Below are 19492 nucleotides of genomic sequence, written 5' to 3'. Positions count from 1 at the left end.
CACTAAATCGAATTAGTGCAATGCTGAGAAGATGAGTCCGGCCGAGACGTCGCCGCCCGAGCGGGTGCGCATCAAGGACGTCGCGCGGGCGGCCGGCGTGTCCCCCGCGACGGTCAGCTTCGTCCTCAACGCCACCGCCGGTCAGACGATCCGGCCGGAGACCGCCGACCGGGTCCACCGGGCCGCGGACGCCCTGGGCTACTCGCCCCACCGGATCGCTCGCGCGCTCCGCTCCGGCTCATCGCGCGTCGTCCTGCTCGAAGCGGGCGCACTCCCCCGCACGGCGGTGCTCGACAGTTTCATCGACGGCATGGACGCCGAGCTCCGCCGGTACGACTTCGCTCTCGTGGTCCACCACGATCGCGGGAACGGAGCGGCTCCCGTCGACCTCGCGCGGGAGCTCGCGCCGCGCTCGGTCATCGACATCGCCGCGCTCTACTCGGACGAGGCCGACGAGACCGAGGATGGGGGCTGGACGGACGGCCTCGCGCTGCACTCGTCCCTGCAGATCGCCTACCTGCACGAGCAGGGTCACCGGGTCATCGGCTTCGCCGCGCGTCGAGAGGACGAGCTCGGCGCTCTGGTCGCGCGGCGCCGTCGGCACGCCGAGGAGGCAGCCGTCCGGCTCGGACTCCACCCCCTCGCGCTCCTCGACCTCCCGGCCGACCCTCTCGACATTCCGGCCGCCCTCGTGACGTTCCGCGAGGAGAACCCGGAGGTCACCGCCGTCGCGGCCTTCGACGACGAGTCGGCGATCGCGGTGCTCTCGGCGGCGGCTCGGCTCGGCGTGAGGGTCCCAACGGACATGGCGGTCATCGGCTTCGACGAGTCCGCCGTCGGGGCGTTCTGGTCTCCCCCGCTCACGACCGTGAGGATCGACGCCGCCGAGTCGGGCAGACGCACGGCTCGCCTCGCGATCGGACTCGATCCGGGGCCCCGCCGCTCGTCCCCCTCCACGATCGTCGTCCGCGGCTCCGCCTGACGGGCGCCTACCCCCAGCGGGAGAAGAGACCCGCCGCGCCGCCGTCGCCGCGCCGCGAGCCGAGGTAGGAGTCGACGACGGCCGCGCCGAGGTCGTCGGCCTCCGGAGCCGTGACGCTTCCGCCCACGCGCTTCGCCATCGCGTCGATGAAGCGCGCGAGGCCCGGGTCCTCCCCCAGGCGGAAGAAGGTGGTGTGCGCACCGAGCCGCATCGAGTTGTCGAGCTCGCGAACGGCATGGGCGATCGTCACGGGGTGCGGCGGGTAGTCGAAGAACACCTCTCCACTCGCCTCGAGGTGCGACGTCGGCTCGCCATCGGTCACGATGAGCAGCACGGGTTGGGCATTCGGGTGCTTCCGGAAGTGCCGGTTCGCGAGCAGGAGCGCGTGGTGCAGGTTGGTGCCCTTCTCCCACATCGCGTCGAGGCCCACGAGCTGCTCGATCTCCATCACCGCGGCCTCGCGCCCGAAGCCGATGAGCTGCAGCTGGTCGCCGCGGAAGCGGCTCGAGATGAGCGTGTGGAGAGCGAGCGCCGTGCGCTTCATGGGCACCCACCGCCCGTCCATCGCCATCGAGAACGACGTGTCGACGAGCAGCGCGACGCACGCCTGGGTGCGCTCCTCGGTCTCCTGCACCTCCACGTCGCCGATCTCGATCCGCACGCCCGCGCCCGTTCCGGCGCCCTCGCCCGCGGTGCGCGTGATGGCGTTCGTCACCGTGCGGGTGACGTCCCACGGCTCGGTGTCGCCGAACGCCCACTCGCGCGTGGCGCCCGACAGCTCGCCCGCCGCGCCGGCACCGCGCAGATCGCGCGCCCCGCGGCGGCCGGACATCCGTTCGGCGATGTCGCGCAGCAGCGCCTTGCCGAGGTGGCGCATCGCCTTCGGCGTCAGCTTCAACTGCCCGTCGGTGCCGCGCTTCATCGAACCGGAATCGCGGAGCGCCTTCTCGAGCCGCTGAAGGGTCTGCGCGTCCACGACCGCCTCGGACCCGAGCTGCTTCGAGAGCTTGTCGAGGTCGAGGTCGTCGAGCTGCGACCCGTTGTACGACTGGGAGAGCTGCTCCCACAACTCGTCGAGGTCGGCGAGGTCCTGGAACACGCCCGTGCCGTCGCCGAGGCCGAGCCCCTGTCCGCCGTCCATGCGTTCGCCGCCCGTCCAGTCCTCGCCGGGGCGGAGGGAGCGCAGGCTCTCGTCGAGGCGGCCGAGCTCGCTCATGAGGTCGGGTGAGCCGAACGCCTCCTGCGCGAGCGCGTCCAGCTCGTCGCGCTGCTCCTGCGTCATCGAGTTGCGCATCCGCTGGGCCGCCGCCGATCGCGCGGCGAGAGCGTCGAGGAGGTCGTCGATCGTCTCCGGGTTCTCGGGGAAGTGCTCGCCGTGCTTCGCCATGAAGTCGTCGAACATCTCGGGGGTGTCCTCGCCGCGGCGGTGGGCGTCGAGGAGCTCGTTGAGGTCGGAGAGCATCTCCGAGATCGCCGCGCGGTCGGCGTCCGTCGCGTTCTCGAGGGCGTTCTTCATTCCGGCGAAGCGCTGGTCGAGCATCTCCCGGCCGAGGAGGTCCTTGATCTTCTCGAAGTCGGCGCGCGCCTCGGAACTCTGCCAGCGGTAGTCGCCGAGCTCTTTCACGGCCGCGGCGGCCGACGGCGGGAGATTGTCGAGCTGCATCTCGGCGAGCGCACGGTCGCCGTCGTCCATGAGGGCGTCTCGAGCGAGCTGCTTCCGCTCCGCGAGCACGGCCTTGTCGAGCAGCTCGCGGATCTCCTGCAGGGTGCCGTCGAGGTTGTGCTCGCGCGCCAGGTCCCGGCGACGCTCCGCCACCTGGCGGGCGATGTCGTCGAGCCCGAAGCCGTCGCGCGGTCCGCGGCGCAGGAACTCGCGCAGCGCCTGCTCCGGTGACGAGCCGGCCATGACGTCCTGGCCGATCGCGTCGAGAGCCTCGGAGACGTCGACGGGCGGAGCGAGCGGGTCGGGTCCGTCGACGTACTTCCCGTAGCGGGCGTCGCGTGTGAGTCGACGGTTGGCTCTAGCCATAGATGGTCTCGCCGCCGCCCGACTCCTTGCTCACCCGGCGCGCGAGGTACAGCCCCTCGAGGGCGAGCTCGATGGCCCCGGCGCGCTGGCCGTCGCTCGTGGCGCCGAGCCGTTCGCTGATGTCGTCGTACAGCTCGGATTCGCCGAGCGACGGGAGCCCCGCGAGGAAGTCGCGAGCCGCGACCTGCTCCCCCGTGGTGACGAGGGCGCCGGACTCGAGGGCGTCGACGAGGAGGGTGAAGTCGAGGCCGCGGAAATGGGCCCGCACCGTCTCGGCCGTCGCGGTACGGAGCAGGTGGTCGAGGATCTCGTCCTCCCGCCCCTCCTCGCCGGATTCGAACTCGATCTTGCCGCCGAGCACGTCGACCGCCGTCTCGAGGTCGACGGGACGCGCGACCGCGTCCTCCTCGCCCTGGCGGGTCGCGCGGTGGATCGCGGCGGCGGCGATCGTCTCGGCACCCGCGATGGCGAAGCGCGCGCTCACGCCGCTGCGCTGGTCCACGGCCGAGGACTCCCGCAGGTTGCGGGTGAAGCGCGCCAGGATCTCCACGAGGTGATCGGGAACCTCGGCGGTGAGCTCGGCCTCCTGGCGGATCACGGCCACCTCGTCTGCGAGCTCCGTGGGGTAGTGCGTGCGGATCTCGGCGCCGAAGCGGTCCTTGAGCGGCGTGATGATCCGGCCGCGGTTCGTGTAGTCCTCGGGGTTCGCGCTCGCGACCACGAGCACGTCGAGCGGCAGGCGCAGCACGTAGCCGCGGATCTGGATGTCGCGCTCCTCCATCACGTTGAGCATCGCCACCTGGATCCGCTCCGCGAGGTCCGGCAGCTCGTTGATCGCCACGATCCCGCGGTGGCTGCGCGGGATGAGCCCGAAGTGGATCGTCTCCGGGTCGCCGAGGCTGCGGCCTTCCGCGACCTTCATGGGGTCGACGTCTCCGATGAGGTCGGCGACCGACGTGTCGGGGGTCGCGAGCTTCTCGACGTAGCGCTCCTCGCGGCTCCGCCACGTCACCGGCAGGTCGTCGCCGAGTTCCTGCGCACGGCGGATCGTCTGCGTCGTGATGGGTTCGAACGGGTGCTCACCGAGCTCCGATCCTGCGATCACCGGGGACCACTCGTCGAGGAGGCCGGCGAGCGTGCGCAGGATCCGCGTCTTGCCCTGCCCGCGCTCGCCCAGCAGCACGATGTCGTGCCCGGCGATGAGGGCGCGCTCCAGTTGCGGGATGACGGTCTGCTCGAAGCCGTGGAGCCCCGGCCACGGGTCGCGTCCCTCGCGCAGCGCGGCGAGGAGGTTGTCTCGGATCTCGGTACGGACGGTCTTCTGCACGTGTCCGGAGGCCCGGAGGGCGCCCACCGTGGTGTCGTCAGGTCGGTTCACACGGGCGATGTTACGCCCGGAAATCGGGGGTGGGTACAGGTTCGCGCAGACCTGTTCGGGGCGATACGGCTCAGGTACGACGACGCCCGAAGAGCGATCGTCGCTGAGCGGCTTTCCGGTAGAACGGCGCCAACCCCGAGAGGAGGTGCCCCGCGCCCGGCGTCGTGTACATCACGTCAACGGGGTGCGCCTGGGAGAACATCACGAGCGACCGCGCCAGATCGTCACCGACGCGCTCGCGCACGTCCCCGGCGCCGATCACGACAAGGAGGTAGCTCTGGTCGTTCGCCGACGGGGTGACCTTCCAGCCGAGCACGGCCTCGTCCACGGCGTCGTGCCGGGCGAACAGCGCGGAGAGCGCGTCCTCCATGCCCGGCGGCACATGGGCTGGCCGGCCCACCATCACTTCGGTGCCCCTCTCGACGACGCGCGAGGTCACCGACGCCGCACCGTCGAGGAGGTGCGCAACTTCACCGGGCAGGAACTCCTTGCCGTGCGCGGAGTGGGGATTGAGGACGAGCGTCGCACCCCGCGTCGTCTCCCAGAATGCGCGGCAGGGGATTCCGACGTAGCGCGCCTCGAACCCCGGGATGGCCGCGATCGTTTCCTGGAGCCGCTCCACCGAGGTGTAGAACGGCTGGACGGGTGCACCCCCGGGCCCGACGAGGGGCGCGAAGCTCGCCGTCCGTCCGCCGTCGGCGGCCTCCGAGACCAAGCCCGGCACGATCACCGTCGCCTGGAGCAGCTCCGAGACGAACTCCGGTGCGCGGGTGGGCTCGTTGGCCGCCGCGGCCAGGAGGGACTCGAGATGCGCCTGCTCAGCCGTCGTCATGCGCCCAGCCTAGGACGGGGACGTCGCGACCCCCGGGAGCTCACACGCGCACGAGCATCTTGCCGGTGTTGGCGCCCTTCATCATCTGGAGGAACGCATCGACCGTGTTCTCGATGCCGTCGACGATCGTCTCGTCGTAGGCGATCTCGCCGGCGGCGAACCAGCCGGTCATCTTCTCCTGGAACTCGGGCGCGAGGTGCAGGTAGGCGGCGAGCGTGAAGCCCTTCAGGGTGAGGCCGCGCGTGATGATGTTGGCCATGTTGTCGGGGCCAGCGGCCTTCTCGGTGGTGTTGTAGCCGGCGATCGCGCCGCAGAGTGCGGCCCGTCCGCCGTCGTTGAACGCGTCGAGCGCGGCCTCGAGGTGGTCGCCTCCCACGTTGTCGAAGAACACGTCGATGCCCTCGGGGGCGGCGTCCGCCAGCTGCCCCCGGACGTCGCCGTCCTTGTAGTCGAAGGCGGCGTCGTAGCCGTACTTCTCCGTGAGGAGCGCGACCTTCTCCGCCGAGCCCGCCGATCCGATGACGCGCTTCGCGCCGAGCAGGCGGGCGATCTGGCCCACGGCGGTGCCGACCGCGCCGGCCGCGCCGGACACGAAGACGGTGTCGCCCTCCTTCAGGTGGGCGATCTCGGTGAGGCCGACGTAGGCGGTGAGCCCCGTCATGCCGAGGATGTGGAGACGCAACGACAGCGGGAGGCCCGGCGTCTCGGGGACGAAGCGGAACGTGGAGGCGTCCGCCTGCACGACGTCGGCCCACCCGTGCTGGTGGAGGGCCGCGGCCCCGACGGGCACGTCGTCCGCCGCGGACTCGACGACGCGGCCGATGGCCCCGCCCGTGATGGTCTCACCGAGCGCATAGGGGGCGACGTAGCTGCGCACGTCGTTCATGCGGCCGCGCATGTAGGGGTCGACGGAGACGAACTCGTTGCGTACCCGCACCTGGCCGGGCTCGAGGTCGCCGTAGGTGAAGGACGCGGTCCGGAAATCGTCGGGCGTCGGCCAGCCGTCCGGGCGGGACTGGAGCTGGATCTGTGTGCTGACGATTTCGGTCATGTCGCGACTCGCTTTCGGGATCTGTTTCTGTAACGGTCGTTTCAGTATAGGCTGAGACGGACGACAGGGAGACCACGATGGCACGCACGCGAGCGTTCGACGCCGACGACGTGGTCCGCGCCGCGCGGACCGTCTTCTGGCGCACGGGCTTCGACGCCGCCTCCGTTCCCGACCTCGAGGCGGCGACCGGCCTCAACCGCTCGAGCCTCTACAACACGTTCGGTTCGAAGCGCGGCCTCTTCGACGCGGCCGTGCGCAGCTACCTCGACGAGATCGTCCGTCCACGGCTCCGCCCCCTCCAGACGGACCCCATCGCGACGGACGCGATCCTCGTCTACCTCGACGGGCTCCGCGGCGCATTCGACACCCTCGACTCGCTGCCCGCGACGAGCGGTTGCCTCCTCATCAACACGGCAGGCTCCCCCATCGCCGACGACGCCGAGGTCGCACGCGTCGTCTCCGACTACCGCGACGAGCTGCGGGTCGCGATCGGTGCCGGCATCACCGCGCACGTCGGCGCCGTGCCGCCCGTCGAGGCTGCGCGACTCGCCGATGCGACGACGGGCCTCGTGGTCGCGGCGTTCGCCCTGGCGCGTGTCGCCCCCAGCGAGGCTGCGGGGCTCCTCCTCACGGCCCGGGATCAGATCGGCGCGGCGGCCGTGACCGCCGGCACGTTGCCCGGGACGGCCACCCAGGCGAGGTAGCTCCCCTCGAGCTCGACGACGTCGAGCCCCGCACGGCGGAGTGCGCTCGCGACGACGCTGTTCCGCGTGCCGCTCCGGCAATAGCTCACGATCGGTTCGTCGGCGGGGAGTTCACCGCGGGCCCACAGGGCACGGCCTGCGCTGACGCGCGTCGCCCCCGGGATGTGGCCGGCTGCGAACTCCGTGGCGTTCCGGACATCCAGGAGCATCCCGCGGTCCGCCGTCTCGAGACTCTCCACCCGCACGAGCGGGGGACAGACGAGGTCGAGACCGTCGAGTGAGCGAATGAACCCGACGACGTGGTCGATGCCCACGCGCACGAGGTGATCACGTCCCTCCTCGGCTTCAGCGCTCGAGGCCGCGAGAACGACGAGCGGGGTGCTCTCCGCCTCCGGGTCATAGGCCCATCCGCCATAGCGCGCCGCCGTGCCGGGGCCGGGAACGTTGAGAGAGCCGCTGACGGTGCCGCGGTGGACGAGATCGTGGTGGCGCGTGTCGACGAAGACCACGTCTCCCCGCTCGATCAGCGGGCGCAATGCGTCAGCCGTGTACTCCTCGAGCGCGGGCAGGGAACCGAGGAGGTTAGGACCCTCCTGGTTCTCGCGCTTCATGCGCGCGAAGTAGGCGTGGGCGTCGGGCTGACCGTCGAGGATCTCGCGGACGAAGCCGTCCTCGTCTCCCGATTCGAGATACGGCGCCCACCACGCGAAGGCTCGCTCGTAGCCGACCGTCGTGGCGGCGATGGCGCCGAGGGACTTCCCACACGCGCTGCCCGATCCGTGAGCCGGAAGCACCTGCACGTAGTCGGGAAGAGTGAGGAAGACGCGTCGAAGGCTCTCGAACAGGTCATGGGCGCCGACGAAGCGGGTATCGACTCCGCCGGCGGCCTCATCAAGGAGGTCGGGCCGCCCGACATCGCCGACGAACACGAAGTCGCCGCTCAACAGGTATCCAGGAGAGCTCGTGCGCGCGCCATCGGTGACGAGGAACGAGAGATGCTCCGGCGTGTGCCCCGGCGTGTGCCTTGCCGTCACGACGATCTTGCCGATCCGGATCTCATCCCCGTCGACGAGCCTCTCGGCGTCGTCGAAGCCCGGACCGTACTGCCCGTCCGGCCCCCCTTCACCGGAGACGTACATCCACGCACCCGTCCGCGCCGCGAGCTCGCGTGTACCCGAGAGATAGTCGGCCTGGATGTGGGTCTCGGTGACGGCGACGAGCCGGAGTCCGTTCGACTCCGCGAGGCGCAGGTAGTCTCCGATGTCGCGCCGCGGATCGACGACGATCGCCTCCCCCGACGCCTGGCATCCGATCAGGTAGCTCGCCTGGGCGAGGTCGTCGTCATAGAGGCGCTCGATCAGCATCAGCGCCCCAGCAACCGCGAGAGGAAGCCACCACGGCGTCCGGCAGCCTCATCGATCTGAGCCTGAGTGTGCTGACCACCGCACCATTCCCGCGCCGGCACACCGGCCTTCACCGCATCCACGTGCTGTCCGCATCCCGCCCAGGTGGTCTTGCCGCACGTCCGACAGGTCGTCTCCCTGCACATCGTCTCTCCATTCGCTCGTCCTCGCCGGATACCCCCGGGTGTATGCGAGACTATACCCCCAGGGGTATAGTTGTCGTCAAACCCGTCCACGGGACGGCAACCGAGAGGACCACACATGGGCGCGACGACGCACGGCGAACCATCCCTGGAGGAGCACGAGGCGAAGCGGAAGGTGTCCAACCGGCTCCGGCGCGCGCAAGGTCAGCTGAACGCCGTCATCGCTGCCGTCGAGTCCGACGCCGACTGCCGAGACGTGGTCCAGCAGCTTTCCGCCGTATCGAAGGCCCTCGACCGCGCCGGTTTCCTGGTGATCTCGACAGCTCTGAAGGACTGCCTGACGAGCCCGGACGACGACTCCAAGCCGCGCCCGGACGAACTGGAGAAGCTCTTCCTCTCCCTCGCGTGACGGAGCCGCTCCCCCGTCAGCCGATCGTGGCGGTGATCTCGTCGAGGACGAGGCGAGCGGCCACGGGACCGGCGTTCATGAAGTACGGGTCGAGGTCGACGGACGCGACGTGACCAGCGCCGACAGCGGTGAGACTCGGCCACAGCGCCGAGTCCTCGATGAGGGAGAGCCCGTCGCCGTTGCCGGCGTAGAAGATCCAGTCGGCGTCGGCGAGCTCGAGCTGCTCGGCGCTGATCTCCTCCGACGTGTCGTCGAACCGCTGCGACTCGGGGCGCGCGAGCCCGAGGTCCTCCGCGAGGCCGCCCGTGAAGGACGGCACGCCCATGATCCGCGTCCGGTCCCCCGTCGACTGCAGGAACGACACGGTAGGCACCTCATCGGGGAGAGTCTCGCGGAACGCGTCCGCGTCGGCGTGCAGCCCGTCGAGGTCGGCCTGCGCGTCGCCCTCCCGCCCGAGTGCGTCGGCGATCAGGAGGAAGTCGCTCTTCCAGTTCACACCGTTGCCGAGCGTCACGACGGTGGGCGCGATGGCGGAGAGGGAGTCGTACAGGTCCGCACCGCGCACGGAGTTGATGAGGATGAGGTCGGGGTCCGACTCGGCGATGGCCTCGAAGTCGGGTTCCGTCCGCTCGCCGATGTCCGCCATCGCATCGAGCGCGTCGGCGTCGTCCGGGAACGCGTCCAGCAGGTATGGCGGCACGAGTCCGCTGTACTCGGCCCGCGTCGCCGCGGTGGGCACGACGTCGAGGGACAGGAGGGCATCGAGCTGGCCGGTCGACACCACGGCGATCCGCTCGGGGGCCACATCGAGCTCCGTGTCTCCGGCGTAGTGGGTGACGGTCCGGGGGAAGACGCCGTCGGCCTCGTCCGAACCCATTCCGTCTGCCATCTCGCGCGACACGGTGTACTCGCCGGTGGACCCGGCTTCCGCATCGGGCGCGGTCTCGGCGGGGGCCGGGGAGGCGGAGCACCCGGTCAGGGCGAGGGCCGCGACGGCCAGGATCAGGCCGCCGCGCCGGAGACGCGATCGAGAGGACGGACGGGACGAGGAGGCGAAGTCGTTGAAGAACACGAGGTTAGGCTAACCTAAAACCGATGCTCACTTCGTCCCGGGCGGGCACCGACCTCCTCCCCTCCACGCCCCGACGGCCGCTCGCTTCGGCGACCCTTCTGGCCGTGGTTCTGAGCGCGTCGCTCGTGGCGGTCGTGCTGCTCAGCCTCGCCGTGGGGTCGCGGCTCGTCCCCATCGAGGAGGTGTGGAGCGCCCTCACCACGGGCGGTGATGGACCGGCCGCGATCATCGTGCGCGAGCTGCGGATCCCGCGCACCGCGACGGCCGTGATGGTCGGCGCGGCGCTCGGCGTCGCGGGCCTCCTCATGCAGGCGTCGACGCGCAACCCGCTCGCCGATCCGGGTCTCCTCGGGGTGAACGCCGGGGCGTCGGCGGCGGTCGTCGTGGCGATCGCATTCCTCGGCATCGGCACGGCGAGCGGCTACGTGTGGTTCGCGTTCCTCGGGGCGGCCGGCGCCGCCGCACTCGTGCACCTCGTGGGTCGGGCGCGCAGCCGCGACGACGCGGTCGGCGTCGTCCTCGCCGGGATCGCGCTCACGGCGTGCCTCGGCGCATTCGTGGGCATCGTCACGCTCCTCGATGAGGACACGTTCGAGTCGTACCGCTTCTGGGTGGTCGGGTCGTTCGAGCGACGCGACCTCGACGTCACCGGACAGCTCATGCCCTTCGTGATCGCCGGGCTCGTGGTCGCCGCGCTCGTCGCGCCAGGCCTCAACCAGCTCGCCCTCGGAGACGACACCGCCCGAGCGCTCGGCGTGCGGCCCGTCGCGGTGACGCTCGGCACGGGTGTCGCCGTGACCCTCCTGTGCGGAGCCGCCACGGCCGCGGCCGGCCCCCTGTCGTTCATCGGGCTGCTCGTCGCCCACGCCGTCCGACGCGTCGCAGGCCCCGACCTGCGATTGACCCTGCCGCTCTCTGTACTCGCGGGCGCCGTGCTCACCGTGTCGAGCGACGTCGTCGGCCGCTTCATCACCTACCCGGGAGAGGTCGAAGCAGGGATCGTGGCCGCGTTCCTCGGCGCTCCCGTCCTGCTCTGGCTCGTCATGCGGAGGATGAGGTGAGCGCGACGACGTCCGATCCGGACGTCACCCGGCCCCGCGCTCGAGTGAGGAGGCGCCGACTCCTCGTCCTGGTCGTGACGATCGTCATCGCCGTGAGCGCAGGCACGGTCGCGATCGGCACCGGCTCGTACGCGACGAGCCCCGGCGACGTGATCGGCGCGCTTCTCGGCTCCACCACCGAGCGCACCCATCTCATCGTGATCGACATGAGGCTCCCCCGGATCGTCGCCGCACTCCTCGTCGGCGCCGCGCTCGGTATCGCGGGAGCCGTCTTCCAGACCCTCTCGCGGAACCCGCTCGGCAGTCCGGACATCATCGGCTTCAGTACGGGGTCCGCGACGGGCGCGCTCGTCTGTCTCGTCCTCGTCACCCCGTCGCTCGATCCGGCGCTCGGAGCGTGGGCCGGAGGCATCGGAGCGCTGCTCGTGGTGCTGCTCATCTCGCGGAGCACCGGGCTCGCCCGGGAACGTACGATCCTGGCCGGTGTCGCCTTCGCCGCCCTCCTCGCGGCGGTCAACGACTACCTGCTGACGCGCGCCCCCACCGAGGTCGCACGATCGGCCACCCTCTGGCTGTACGGCAGCCTCACCGCGACGGACGCCGGCGATGTCGCGTTCCTCGCCGTGGCGGTCTCCTGCCTCGGCATCGTCATCGCCCTCTACCGACGCGATCTCCGCACTCTCGAACTCGGCGACGATGTGGCGCGCAGCCTCGGCATGCGCGTCGCTCGCTCGCAGCTCGTCCTCCTCCTCGTCGCCGCCGCCCTCACCGGGACGGCGACGGCCGTGGCGGGGCCGATCGGGTTCGTCGCGCTGGCCGCGCCGCAGATCGCCCGCCGCGCCAGTGGTTCGGCGGGTATCCCCGTCGCCGCCTCCGCCGCGATCGGAGCGGTCCTCCTTCTCCTCGCGGATGTCGCCGCGCAGCGTCTACTCGCGCCCCTGCAGATCCCGGTCGGACTCGTGACCGGCGCGATCGGCGGCGCCTACCTGTTCTGGCTCGTGGCCCGGACCCGTCGATGACCACGGCTGGCGTCCCCGCTCGCCGTCATCGCGCACTGTCGGCGCGCTCCCCGCGTCGATAGGCTTCGCCTCGTGGCCACAGCGATCGCCTTCACCGTCCTCCTGGGTCTCCTCGCGGTGTTCCAGATCGCACTCGCGAGCGGCGCCCCCTGGGGCCGGTTCGCGTGGGGCGGCCGGCATCGGGAAGCGCTGCCGAGACGTCTGCGGATCGCGTCCGCTGTCTCGGTGCTCGTCTGCATCGTGCTCGCGCTTCCGGCGCTCGATCTCGCGGGCATCATCGACATCGTGCCGAACGCGGTGTCGCGCGTCGCCGCGTGGGTCGTCTTCGGCTACCTGTGCATCGGTGTCGTCATGAACGCGGTGTCGCGATCGAGGCCGGAGCGCGTCGTCATGACGCCCCTCGCCGCCGTGCTCGCTCTGCTCGCCTTCGTCGTCGCCCTCACCGGCCCCGTCTCGCACGAGTTCCGAGGCATGGTGCTCGACCAGGGCGACGGCCCCGTCTTCTGCGACACGATCATGGAGTCGTACCCGCCGCAGTGCGGCAGCCTGTCCCCCGACGTCGTCGGCTGGCAGTGGGACTCCCTGGCGGGGGTGGAGGAATCGGACGGGATCCGCTGGGGCGAGTACAGCTTCGACGGGGTAATCGACGGAGACACGTTGTTCGTCTCGGAGCGCGAGCCTCGACCGCTCCCCTGACCGGACGCGTATCGTCGGTGTCCTCAGCCGACCCGGGAGGCATCGTGACGACAGCACCGCCGAAGGACTTCGGGGGCTTCTGGCACCGGGCCGGGGTCCGCGTCGCCGCCATGTTCGTGGTCTTCATCGTGGTGGGCGCGATCGTCGGCGTCTCCTGGTCGTGGCTCCTGGCCCCCTCGGCCGGGTGGATCGCGGCGGCCGCGACCTTCTCGCTCTGGGCCGGGATCGTGGTCTCCCGGCTCGGCGCCGATGAGACCCCGCTGCACGCGACCCGCGAGGACCCCACGCAGCCTGTCGCCCAGGCACTTCTCGTCCTCGCGAGCATCGCGAGCTTCGGAGCCATCGGCCTCCTGCTCTTCGAGGCCCGGTCGGCGTCCGGCGACACGACACTCGTCTTCGCCGCCGCCGCACTCGCCACGGTGACCGCGTCGTGGCTCCTCATCCAGGTGCTCTTCACCCTGCGCTACGCGGCGCTGTACTACCGGGCGGGCGGCACGGGCATCGACTTCAATCAGAGCGAGCCGCCCCGCTACGCCGACTTCGCCTACCTCGCCTTCACCCTCGGCATGACGTACCAGGTGTCCGACACCGACCTCACGAGCAGCGTCATGCGCGCGGAGGTCCTGAAGCACTCCCTCCTCTCCTTCGTCTTCGGCGTGGGAGTGCTCGCGACCACGATCAACCTGGTCACGAGCATCGCCGGCTGAGCTGAGGCGGTTCCCGCCGTGCGACACTCGGTGGATGCCGGGATTCCATCACGTCGAGATCTGGGTCGCCGATATCGAGCGCGCGTCACGCGAGTGGGGCTGGCTGCTCCAGCGGGTCGGATTCGCCCTCGCCTCGGAGTGGCCGAGCGGGCAGTCGTGGGAGGCCGGCGGCGCGTATCTCACCCTCACGACGTCGCCGAATCTCACGAACGATGAGCACGACCGGCGACGCGTCGGCCTCAACCACCTCGCGTTCCACGGCGGCTCCCGAACCGTCGTCGATGCGCTGATGGCCGACGCTCCCGGCCACGGATGGACGCCCCTGTACGCGGAGCGCTACCCGCACGCGGGCGGTGACGCACACTACGCCGGTTGGCTCGAGAACACGGACGGTTTCAAGGCCGAGATCGTCGCGGACGCAGCGTCGACGAGCTGAGGAGACCACGGCGACCGAACGCTCACGCGACGCTCGGAAGCACCATCCACACGCTCGCGCCGCCGAGCGCGGAGTCGTCGATGCCGATGCTGCCGCCGTGAGCCTGGACGATGAGGCGGCAGGTGGAGAGACCGATGCCGAGTCCGGCGACCTCGTCACCGACCGCTCGCTCCATGAGGTCGAAGACGCGTTCGCGCTGCGCCCGCGGCACACCGGGACCGTTGTCGTCGACGGAGACTCGCCATCCGGCCGACACCTCGTGCGCGTGGACCTCGATGCGGGGCATGGCTCCGGACACGGCGCTGAACTTGAGGGCGTTCGCGACGAGGTTCTGCACGACAGCACCGAGGAGCGTCTCGTCGCCCACGATCGTGAACGGTGCATCGACGACGACGGTCGCACCCGTCTGCTCGATCGGCGCGTGGAGGTCCTCGAGCACCGAGCTCACGAGGTCCTCGAGATCGATCGGCACGCGACGGGGCTGCGTGCCTCCCACGCGCGCGAAGTGCAGCAGATCGGTGATCATGCGGGCCATCCGGTCGGCCGCCGACTCGGCCCGGGCGAGGGCTTTCGCCGCCTCGGGCGCATTGACCATCTCGGGGCTGTCCGTCGCGAGTTCGAGGAATCCCGACACGGCCATGAGCGGGTTCCGGAGGTCGTGACTGACCTGGCCGGCGAACTGCGCGAGCTGCTCGTTCGACTTCTCGAGTTCGGTCGAGATCCGGTGCAGTTCGAGAACGTCGACCACCTGGTGGGCGAGCATCTTCAGCGCCTCGCTCGTGTGCGGGTCGAGGTCCTTCGCATCCTCGTCGAACACGCACAGCGTGCCGATGGGGATGCCCGCCGGCGTGATGAGGGGGCTTGACGCGTAGAAGCGCACGTTCGCGACCTCTCCCGTCACGAAGGGGTTGTCGGCGAAGCGTTCGTCGAGTCTCGCGTCGCGGACGGTCACGTGGCCCGGTCGCTGGAACACCCGGGCGCACATCGAGTCCTCGCGCGTGCACGAAGCCGGCTCCATGCCGACGGCGGCGACCTGATGCTGGAACCGGTCGTCGATGATGTTGATGACGGCCTTCGACACCCCGCACAGCGTGGCAGCGAGCTGCACGAGACTCTCGAGGTCCGCGCGCGGCGGAGCACCCACGACCTCGTAGGCGTCGATCGCCGAGCGACGTGTGATCTCTTCAGCCGTCCTCACACGCGCCCCCTCGACAGTCATTGTGCTCGCTCGATGCTATCCCGCGTCCGCCTCCCGTACAGCGTCCGCCGCGCGCTGCTCGGCCGCCGCGCGCTCCTCGTCGCGCTTGGTGCCCAGGCGGAACGTCGCGGCGAATCCCACGCAGAGGAATCCGGCCGCCGCGAAGGCCGAGTAGCGCGTTCCGTCGGAGAACGCCTGCTTCGCATCGGTGACGACGTCGGCCATCGAGGGGTCCTGCTCGAGTCCCGCGATCGCGGCGCCCGAGCTGTCGACCACCTGGTCGACGATCTCGGAGCGCTGAGACTCCGGTACTCCCCTGTCGGCGAGGCTCGCGTCGAGCTGCAGGCCGGCCGACGTGTACAGGACGGTTCCCAGCACGGCGATACCGAGCGCCGAGCCGATCTGTCGGGCCGTACTCTGCGTTCCGGAGCCCTGACCGCTCTGCTCCACGGGCACGTCGCGCAGCACCACCCCGGTGAGCTGCGCCGTGGCGAGCCCCACGCCGAAGCCGTAGACGAAGAGGAACGGGATGAGCGCGCCCCACTCGGTGTCCGGGCCGATGACGAGTCCGAGGCCCGCCACACCCGCCACCTCGGCAGCCAGGCCGACGCGCACGACGACGACGGCGCGGATCCGGTTCCCGAACGCGCCGGCGAACCCCGAGGCGACGAACGCCCCCACCGCGAGCGCTACGAGCACGAGACCCGTCTGGAGCGCGTCGAAGCCCAGCACGTTCTGCAGCCAGAGCGGGAGGGAGAGGATGATCCCGAACTCACCGAGGGAGACGATCATGGCGGCGAGGTTGCCGTTGCGGAAGCTCGGGATGCGGAAGAGAGCGAACGAGAGCATCGCGCTCCGACCGGCGCGCTCGCGCGCACGGCCCCACGCCACGAACGCCACCCCGGCGGCGATCGCGACGGCGAAGGCGACGGGCACCGGAGAGAGGTCGAACGGCCAGCTCCAGGCACCGATCGTGAGCCGCTCCTCCGTCGACCACCAGCCGTACGCCCGCCCCTCGATGAGACCGAACACCAGACTCGCGCTCGCCACGACCGACAGCAGCGCACCCACGCCGTCCACTCGCACGGGAGCTCCTCCCGGCCCCACCGGCTGGCGCGACTCCCGCACGAAGAGCAGCACGCCGACGATGATGACGACGCCGAGAGGGATGTTGATGCCGAACGCCCATCGCCAGGAGAAGTACGTGGTGAGCCAGCCGCCGAGGAGCGGCCCCACGGCCGTCATTCCGCCGATCGTGGATCCCCAGACGGCGAAGGCGATGGCGCGCTCCGTGCCCCGGAACGTCGCGTTGATGAGGGAGAGAGTGGTCGGCAGCACCATCGCGCCGCCGACGCCCTGAACGACGCGGGCGGCGATGAGCAGATCACCCGTCTGCGCCGTCGCCGCCAGGATGCTCGAGGCAGCGAAGACGGACACACCGATCACGAGGACGCGCCGGCGCCCGAACCGGTCTGCAAGCGTTCCGAAGACGAGGAGGAGTGCGGCGAAGACGAGCGTGTAGGACTCCTGGACCCACTGCACCTGCGTCGAGGTGATGCCGAGGTCGTCGATGATCGAGGGGATCGCCACGTTGACGATCGTGGAGTCGACGATGATGAGCGCGACGGCGACGCTGATGAAGACGAGCCCGACCCAGCGGGCTCTCGACGACTGCGCGACGGGAGCGGTCACGGACGTGCGTCACTCGTGAGCTGCGCACTCCCCCGACCGCCGCGCGCGACACGGATCGCGACGGTGGCGAGGACGAGGGCCACGGCCACCACGACGGCGGTCACGGCGACAGGCTGCGACACCAACTCGCCCGTCGTACGCGAGACCGCGACCCAACCGAGTCCCCACGCGAGAGACGCGGTGGGCGACAGCCGTCCACGACCGTAGAGGGCGAGCGCCAGGCCGGCGAGACCGGCGACGATCACGACGACGACCCCCCATAGATTCGGGTCGAGCCCGAAGCCGTCGAAGCCGGCCGCCTGCAGGACGGCCGTGATGTTCGCCGCCGTCGCGATGGACACCCACCCGAGGTAGAGGCCGACCGTACCGTCGATCACGATCGACTCCACGACACCCTGACCCGCGGTCCGGGTGACGAGCACGCGGGAGAAGGTGAGCAGGAGGGCGAGAAGGAGGACGACGATGACGATCCAGCTGAGCCAGAGCGATCCGGCCTGCACACTGAGGATCCATGCGGCATTGAGCAGCAGCGTCGCGACGATCGGATAGCCGAGGCGTCGGTGCCGTTCGCGCGTCGCCTGGGACGGCAGCAGCTGCCAGATCGCGTACGCGATGAGGCCGGCGTAGATCACCGACCAGATCGAGAACGCCGGACCGGCGGGGGCGATGAGCGTCGCATCCGCGCTCAACGCTCCGCCGACCTGCTCCTGGATGGGCGTGCCGATGACCGCACCGGAGCCGATGAAAGACCCGATGATGGCTACGATCGCGCTGACGACGACGACAGTCTGGCGCGTCCGATCCGAACGGGTGGGTGTGGCGGTCATGATGGCTCCTCGCAGATCTGTTGCCTTATTAGCTAAATATATTGGTAAATATATCTTCTAGCAATTGTGACGGATTCCGCGATTCCCGCCGCAGGCGACGTCGCGCAGCCGTGGGTCGAGGACCGGGCCCGCCTCGAAGAGGGGCCGAAACCCGCGCCGTCACACACCTCGGCGTAATTAAGCTGACCGCATGACTTACCTCCACGCGATGACCCCCCTCAACCTGTTGCTCCCCGGAGCCGTCGGCAAGACGTTCGACGATCTCCTGGGCCCGTCGGCTCACCGGTATCTCGCCGAAAGCTACCGTCGTGTGCAGCGGCATTACCGTTGCACCGTCGACGCGCTCGATGGGGCCGCGACGCACCTCCGGATCGCCGGCACCACGTCACTGTCCTACCCAGCGGACTGGTCGGTCGGAGGCTCCCGCGCGATCTCGCCTCCTCACTTCAGCTCGGTGGACGCCGTCCTCCTCACCGAGAGGATCGCGGCGCGCGCCCTCGCCGCGACACGGCCGCCGACGGATGAGACCGTCACCCTCCGACATGTCCGACTCCGCGCCGGGGTACGAGCCGAGACCCACCTCGCCGACATCCCCGTGGAATGCGAGATCGGCGCACCGGACGGCGACGCACACGCGACGATCACGGCGCGCTTCGGAGACATGCGGGTCACGGCCACGCTGGATGTGCGGAGGCATGACGGCACACCGGCGGTCTTCCCCACCGACGCCGTCCTCACGCGGACGTCCCTCGTCATCGCCGGTGAGATCGAACCGTCGCACCTGGGCGCGCAATGGGCGTCACAGGTTCTTCGGATCTCGGAAGACGGCCATCTGATCGACGGCGTGCATTCCCCCACGGCAACAGGCGGAGCAGACGCTGCGACCGTCTCCGTCCTCGACCTCCTGCGCCTGTCGGCGCAGCAGGCACAAGCGCTCATCTACCTGCGTGACGGCCTCGAGCGGGGGTCGGCGAACTCGCTCTGGATGCGGCAGGCGCACTTCGCCGTCGGTCGCCGAGACGTGCCGGCCGGGGCCCCCGTCGCCCTCCACCTCGGCATCGTTCGGGACCAGACACTCGCCCGTGGCGGAGTGACCTGGCGCCTCTTCGACGTGACCGCGACGGACGGCAACGGGTCGGAGGCCTCCGCCTCGCTCGCCTACCTGGCCTCGGCGCTCTAGGCGGCGTCGAACACGCTGTGGACGAGCGCGACGGCCGCGTCGCGCTCGTCCGCAGGGACGATCGTGTCAACGAGCACGAGCCACATGTTGGCCAGCGAGGCGAGGAGATCCTTGCGACCCGAGATGGCCTGCGACATCAGCTGAACGCCGGTGAAGTTGCCGATGAGGGCGCGCGCGAGATCGGCGGAGTTTAGCCGCGAGACGAGCACGCCGTCCGTGAGAGCCGTCTCGAGGAGCGACGCCGTCGACTCCACCCACACGGTGTAGAAACCACCCGCCGGTTCACCGAGCGTCCCCTCCTCGATGGCCAGTCGGATCCCCGCCCGCACCACAGCGTCGCTCAGGAGCTGATCGGCCACTCCACGGGAGACGCGCACGAGCTGTTCGAAGACGGAGGTGCTCTGCTGCGCGATCGACTCCATGAGCGGGATGGAGCGGTTGTGCTGTTCGTGCACCACGGCGAGCGCGATCTGCTCCTTCGACTTGAAGTGGAAGTACATCGCCCCCTGGGAGATGCCGGACTGCTCGGCGATCATCGAGAGGCTCGCGCTGCCGTACCCCACACGATCGAAGACGACCGCTGCACCCTCCACGACGTTGCGCTGCGTCTCGTGTGAGCGCTCCTGCTGCGGCGTACGACGCATCGACATCCCAACCTCCTTCGCGACCGTGA

General features: G+C 70.2%; 20 protein-coding genes. 9 read left to right on the top strand and 11 right to left on the bottom strand.

The features are described 5' to 3' along the window. Nucleotides 1-31 precede the first annotated feature (31 nt). On the top strand, nucleotides 32-982 hold the full coding sequence (locus CLV49_RS13915) for a LacI family DNA-binding transcriptional regulator (protein ID WP_106564072.1): 951 nt from the start codon (nucleotides 32-34) through the stop codon (nucleotides 980-982). A 7-nt stretch (nucleotides 983-989) separates the two neighbouring features. Here CLV49_RS13915 and CLV49_RS13910 read toward each other — a convergent pair whose 3' ends face one another. The 4 genes from CLV49_RS13910 to CLV49_RS13895 form a co-directional block, all read right to left on the bottom strand. Then, nucleotides 990-3011, bottom strand: coding sequence for a vWA domain-containing protein (locus CLV49_RS13910; RefSeq protein WP_106564071.1), 2022 nt, complete (start codon nucleotides 3009-3011; stop codon nucleotides 990-992). After that, the gene (locus CLV49_RS13905) at nucleotides 3004-4389 is read right to left on the bottom strand and encodes a magnesium chelatase ATPase subunit I (RefSeq protein WP_106564070.1); all 1386 of its coding nucleotides are present in this window, start codon (nucleotides 4387-4389) and stop codon (nucleotides 3004-3006) included. Before CLV49_RS13905 ends, CLV49_RS13910 begins: the two co-directional genes overlap by 8 nt. A 70-nt stretch (nucleotides 4390-4459) precedes the next feature. Next, nucleotides 4460-5221 (bottom strand): enhanced serine sensitivity protein SseB C-terminal domain-containing protein, encoded by a 762-nt coding sequence (locus CLV49_RS13900; RefSeq protein ID WP_106564069.1) that lies wholly within the window; start codon nucleotides 5219-5221, stop codon nucleotides 4460-4462. A 40-nt stretch (nucleotides 5222-5261) separates the two neighbouring features. Then, nucleotides 5262-6272, bottom strand: coding sequence for an NADP-dependent oxidoreductase (locus CLV49_RS13895; protein WP_106564068.1), 1011 nt, complete (start codon nucleotides 6270-6272; stop codon nucleotides 5262-5264). 77 nt (nucleotides 6273-6349) lie between these two features. Here CLV49_RS13895 and CLV49_RS13890 point away from each other — a divergent pair, with 77 nt between their 5' ends. Then, nucleotides 6350-6976 carry a TetR/AcrR family transcriptional regulator gene (locus CLV49_RS13890; RefSeq protein WP_106564067.1) on the top strand — a complete coding sequence of 209 codons (627 nt, stop codon included), beginning with the start codon at nucleotides 6350-6352 and terminating at the stop codon, nucleotides 6974-6976. Here CLV49_RS13890 and CLV49_RS13885 read toward each other — a convergent pair. Next, entirely contained in the window at nucleotides 6913-8340 is a 1428-nt protein-coding gene (locus tag CLV49_RS13885) for an MBL fold metallo-hydrolase (RefSeq protein ID WP_106564066.1), read from the bottom strand. The genes CLV49_RS13890 and CLV49_RS13885 overlap by 64 nt on opposite strands. Next, the gene (locus CLV49_RS18580) at nucleotides 8340-8525 is read right to left on the bottom strand and encodes a hypothetical protein (protein ID WP_106564065.1); all 186 of its coding nucleotides are present in this window, start codon (nucleotides 8523-8525) and stop codon (nucleotides 8340-8342) included. The genes CLV49_RS13885 and CLV49_RS18580 overlap by 1 nt, the downstream gene beginning before the upstream one ends. 115 nt (nucleotides 8526-8640) lie before the next feature. On the opposite strand from CLV49_RS18580, the gene CLV49_RS13875 reads away from it, so the two are divergent. Next, nucleotides 8641-8931 (top strand): metal-sensitive transcriptional regulator, encoded by a 291-nt coding sequence (locus tag CLV49_RS13875; RefSeq protein WP_106564064.1) that lies wholly within the window; start codon nucleotides 8641-8643, stop codon nucleotides 8929-8931. Between the two features lie 16 nt (nucleotides 8932-8947). On the opposite strand, the gene CLV49_RS13870 is transcribed toward CLV49_RS13875, so the two are convergent. Next, nucleotides 8948-10003, bottom strand: a complete 1056-nt coding sequence (locus CLV49_RS13870; RefSeq protein ID WP_243696558.1) for an ABC transporter substrate-binding protein — start codon at nucleotides 10001-10003, stop codon at nucleotides 8948-8950. Nucleotides 10004-10026: 23 nt separating this feature from the next. Between CLV49_RS13870 and CLV49_RS13865 the strand changes: the two genes are divergently transcribed. The 5 genes from CLV49_RS13865 (at nucleotide 10027) to CLV49_RS13845 (ending at nucleotide 13922) form a co-directional block, all read left to right on the top strand. Then, nucleotides 10027-11064 (top strand): FecCD family ABC transporter permease, encoded by a 1038-nt coding sequence (locus CLV49_RS13865; protein WP_106564063.1) that lies wholly within the window; start codon nucleotides 10027-10029, stop codon nucleotides 11062-11064. Continuing rightward, nucleotides 11061-12083 (top strand): FecCD family ABC transporter permease, encoded by a 1023-nt coding sequence (locus CLV49_RS13860; RefSeq protein WP_158261984.1) that lies wholly within the window; start codon nucleotides 11061-11063, stop codon nucleotides 12081-12083. Before CLV49_RS13865 ends, CLV49_RS13860 begins: the two co-directional genes overlap by 4 nt. Before the next feature lie 72 nt (nucleotides 12084-12155). Beyond that, the gene (locus CLV49_RS18485) at nucleotides 12156-12779 is read left to right on the top strand and encodes a hypothetical protein (RefSeq protein WP_208019776.1); all 624 of its coding nucleotides are present in this window, start codon (nucleotides 12156-12158) and stop codon (nucleotides 12777-12779) included. A gap of 44 nt (nucleotides 12780-12823) precedes the next feature. Beyond that, nucleotides 12824-13486: a DUF1345 domain-containing protein gene (locus CLV49_RS13850; protein ID WP_243696559.1), complete on the top strand. Its 663-nt coding sequence runs from the start codon at nucleotides 12824-12826 to the stop codon at nucleotides 13484-13486. A gap of 34 nt (nucleotides 13487-13520) precedes the next feature. Beyond that, a complete protein-coding gene (locus CLV49_RS13845; protein ID WP_106564061.1) occupies nucleotides 13521-13922 on the top strand; it encodes a VOC family protein in 402 nt (133 codons plus the stop codon). Between the two features lie 22 nt (nucleotides 13923-13944). Here CLV49_RS13845 and CLV49_RS13840 read toward each other — a convergent pair whose 3' ends face one another. The 3 genes from CLV49_RS13840 to CLV49_RS13830 are packed head-to-tail and all read right to left on the bottom strand — an operon-like array spanning nucleotide 13945 to nucleotide 17639. Beyond that, on the bottom strand, nucleotides 13945-15120 hold the full coding sequence (locus CLV49_RS13840) for a sensor histidine kinase (protein ID WP_243696560.1): 1176 nt from the start codon (nucleotides 15118-15120) through the stop codon (nucleotides 13945-13947). 36 nt (nucleotides 15121-15156) lie between these two features. Beyond that, nucleotides 15157-16812 carry a DHA2 family efflux MFS transporter permease subunit gene (locus tag CLV49_RS13835; RefSeq protein WP_106564059.1) on the bottom strand — a complete coding sequence of 552 codons (1656 nt, stop codon included), beginning with the start codon at nucleotides 16810-16812 and terminating at the stop codon, nucleotides 15157-15159. Next, nucleotides 16809-17639 carry a tryptophan-rich sensory protein gene (locus CLV49_RS13830; RefSeq protein ID WP_106564058.1) on the bottom strand — a complete coding sequence of 277 codons (831 nt, stop codon included), beginning with the start codon at nucleotides 17637-17639 and terminating at the stop codon, nucleotides 16809-16811. The genes CLV49_RS13835 and CLV49_RS13830 overlap by 4 nt, the downstream gene beginning before the upstream one ends. Nucleotides 17640-17829: 190 nt before the next feature. Here CLV49_RS13830 and CLV49_RS13825 point away from each other — a divergent pair, with 190 nt between their 5' ends. Then, on the top strand, nucleotides 17830-18819 hold the full coding sequence (locus CLV49_RS13825) for an AvrD family protein (RefSeq protein WP_106564057.1): 990 nt from the start codon (nucleotides 17830-17832) through the stop codon (nucleotides 18817-18819). Here CLV49_RS13825 and CLV49_RS13820 read toward each other — a convergent pair. Next, nucleotides 18816-19469: a ScbR family autoregulator-binding transcription factor gene (locus CLV49_RS13820; protein WP_158261983.1), complete on the bottom strand. Its 654-nt coding sequence runs from the start codon at nucleotides 19467-19469 to the stop codon at nucleotides 18816-18818. The two genes, CLV49_RS13825 and CLV49_RS13820, sit on opposite strands and share 4 nt — an antisense overlap. Nucleotides 19470-19492: the final 23 nt, after the last annotated feature.

This window comes from Labedella gwakjiensis (genome assembly GCF_003014675.1).
Lineage (GTDB): Bacteria > Actinomycetota > Actinomycetes > Actinomycetales > Microbacteriaceae > Labedella > Labedella gwakjiensis.
The sequence above is the reverse complement of the archived record's forward strand: the minus strand, read 5'-3'. Positions and strand labels throughout refer to the sequence as shown.

What these genes read in the sequence shown, in the direction of transcription:
- CLV49_RS13915 (WP_106564072.1), top strand. Translation starts at nt 32, where the DNA reads ATGAGTCCGGCCGAGACGTCGCCGCCCGAGCGGGTGCGCATCAAGGAC.
- CLV49_RS13910 (WP_106564071.1), bottom strand. Translation starts at nt 3,011, where the DNA reads ATGGCTAGAGCCAACCGTCGACTCACACGCGACGCCCGCTACGGGAAG.
- CLV49_RS13900 (WP_106564069.1), bottom strand. Translation starts at nt 5,221, where the DNA reads ATGACGACGGCTGAGCAGGCGCATCTCGAGTCCCTCCTGGCCGCGGCG.
- CLV49_RS13895 (WP_106564068.1), bottom strand. Translation starts at nt 6,272, where the DNA reads ATGACCGAAATCGTCAGCACACAGATCCAGCTCCAGTCCCGCCCGGAC.
- CLV49_RS13890 (WP_106564067.1), top strand. Translation starts at nt 6,350, where the DNA reads ATGGCACGCACGCGAGCGTTCGACGCCGACGACGTGGTCCGCGCCGCG.
- CLV49_RS13885 (WP_106564066.1), bottom strand. Translation starts at nt 8,340, where the DNA reads ATGCTGATCGAGCGCCTCTATGACGACGACCTCGCCCAGGCGAGCTAC.
- CLV49_RS18580 (WP_106564065.1), bottom strand. Translation starts at nt 8,525, where the DNA reads ATGTGCAGGGAGACGACCTGTCGGACGTGCGGCAAGACCACCTGGGCG.
- CLV49_RS13875 (WP_106564064.1), top strand. Translation starts at nt 8,641, where the DNA reads ATGGGCGCGACGACGCACGGCGAACCATCCCTGGAGGAGCACGAGGCG.
- CLV49_RS13865 (WP_106564063.1), top strand. Translation starts at nt 10,027, where the DNA reads ATGCTCACTTCGTCCCGGGCGGGCACCGACCTCCTCCCCTCCACGCCC.
- CLV49_RS13845 (WP_106564061.1), top strand. Translation starts at nt 13,521, where the DNA reads ATGCCGGGATTCCATCACGTCGAGATCTGGGTCGCCGATATCGAGCGC.
- CLV49_RS13830 (WP_106564058.1), bottom strand. Translation starts at nt 17,639, where the DNA reads ATGACCGCCACACCCACCCGTTCGGATCGGACGCGCCAGACTGTCGTC.
- CLV49_RS13825 (WP_106564057.1), top strand. Translation starts at nt 17,830, where the DNA reads ATGACTTACCTCCACGCGATGACCCCCCTCAACCTGTTGCTCCCCGGA.
- CLV49_RS13820 (WP_158261983.1), bottom strand. Translation starts at nt 19,469, where the DNA reads ATGTCGATGCGTCGTACGCCGCAGCAGGAGCGCTCACACGAGACGCAG.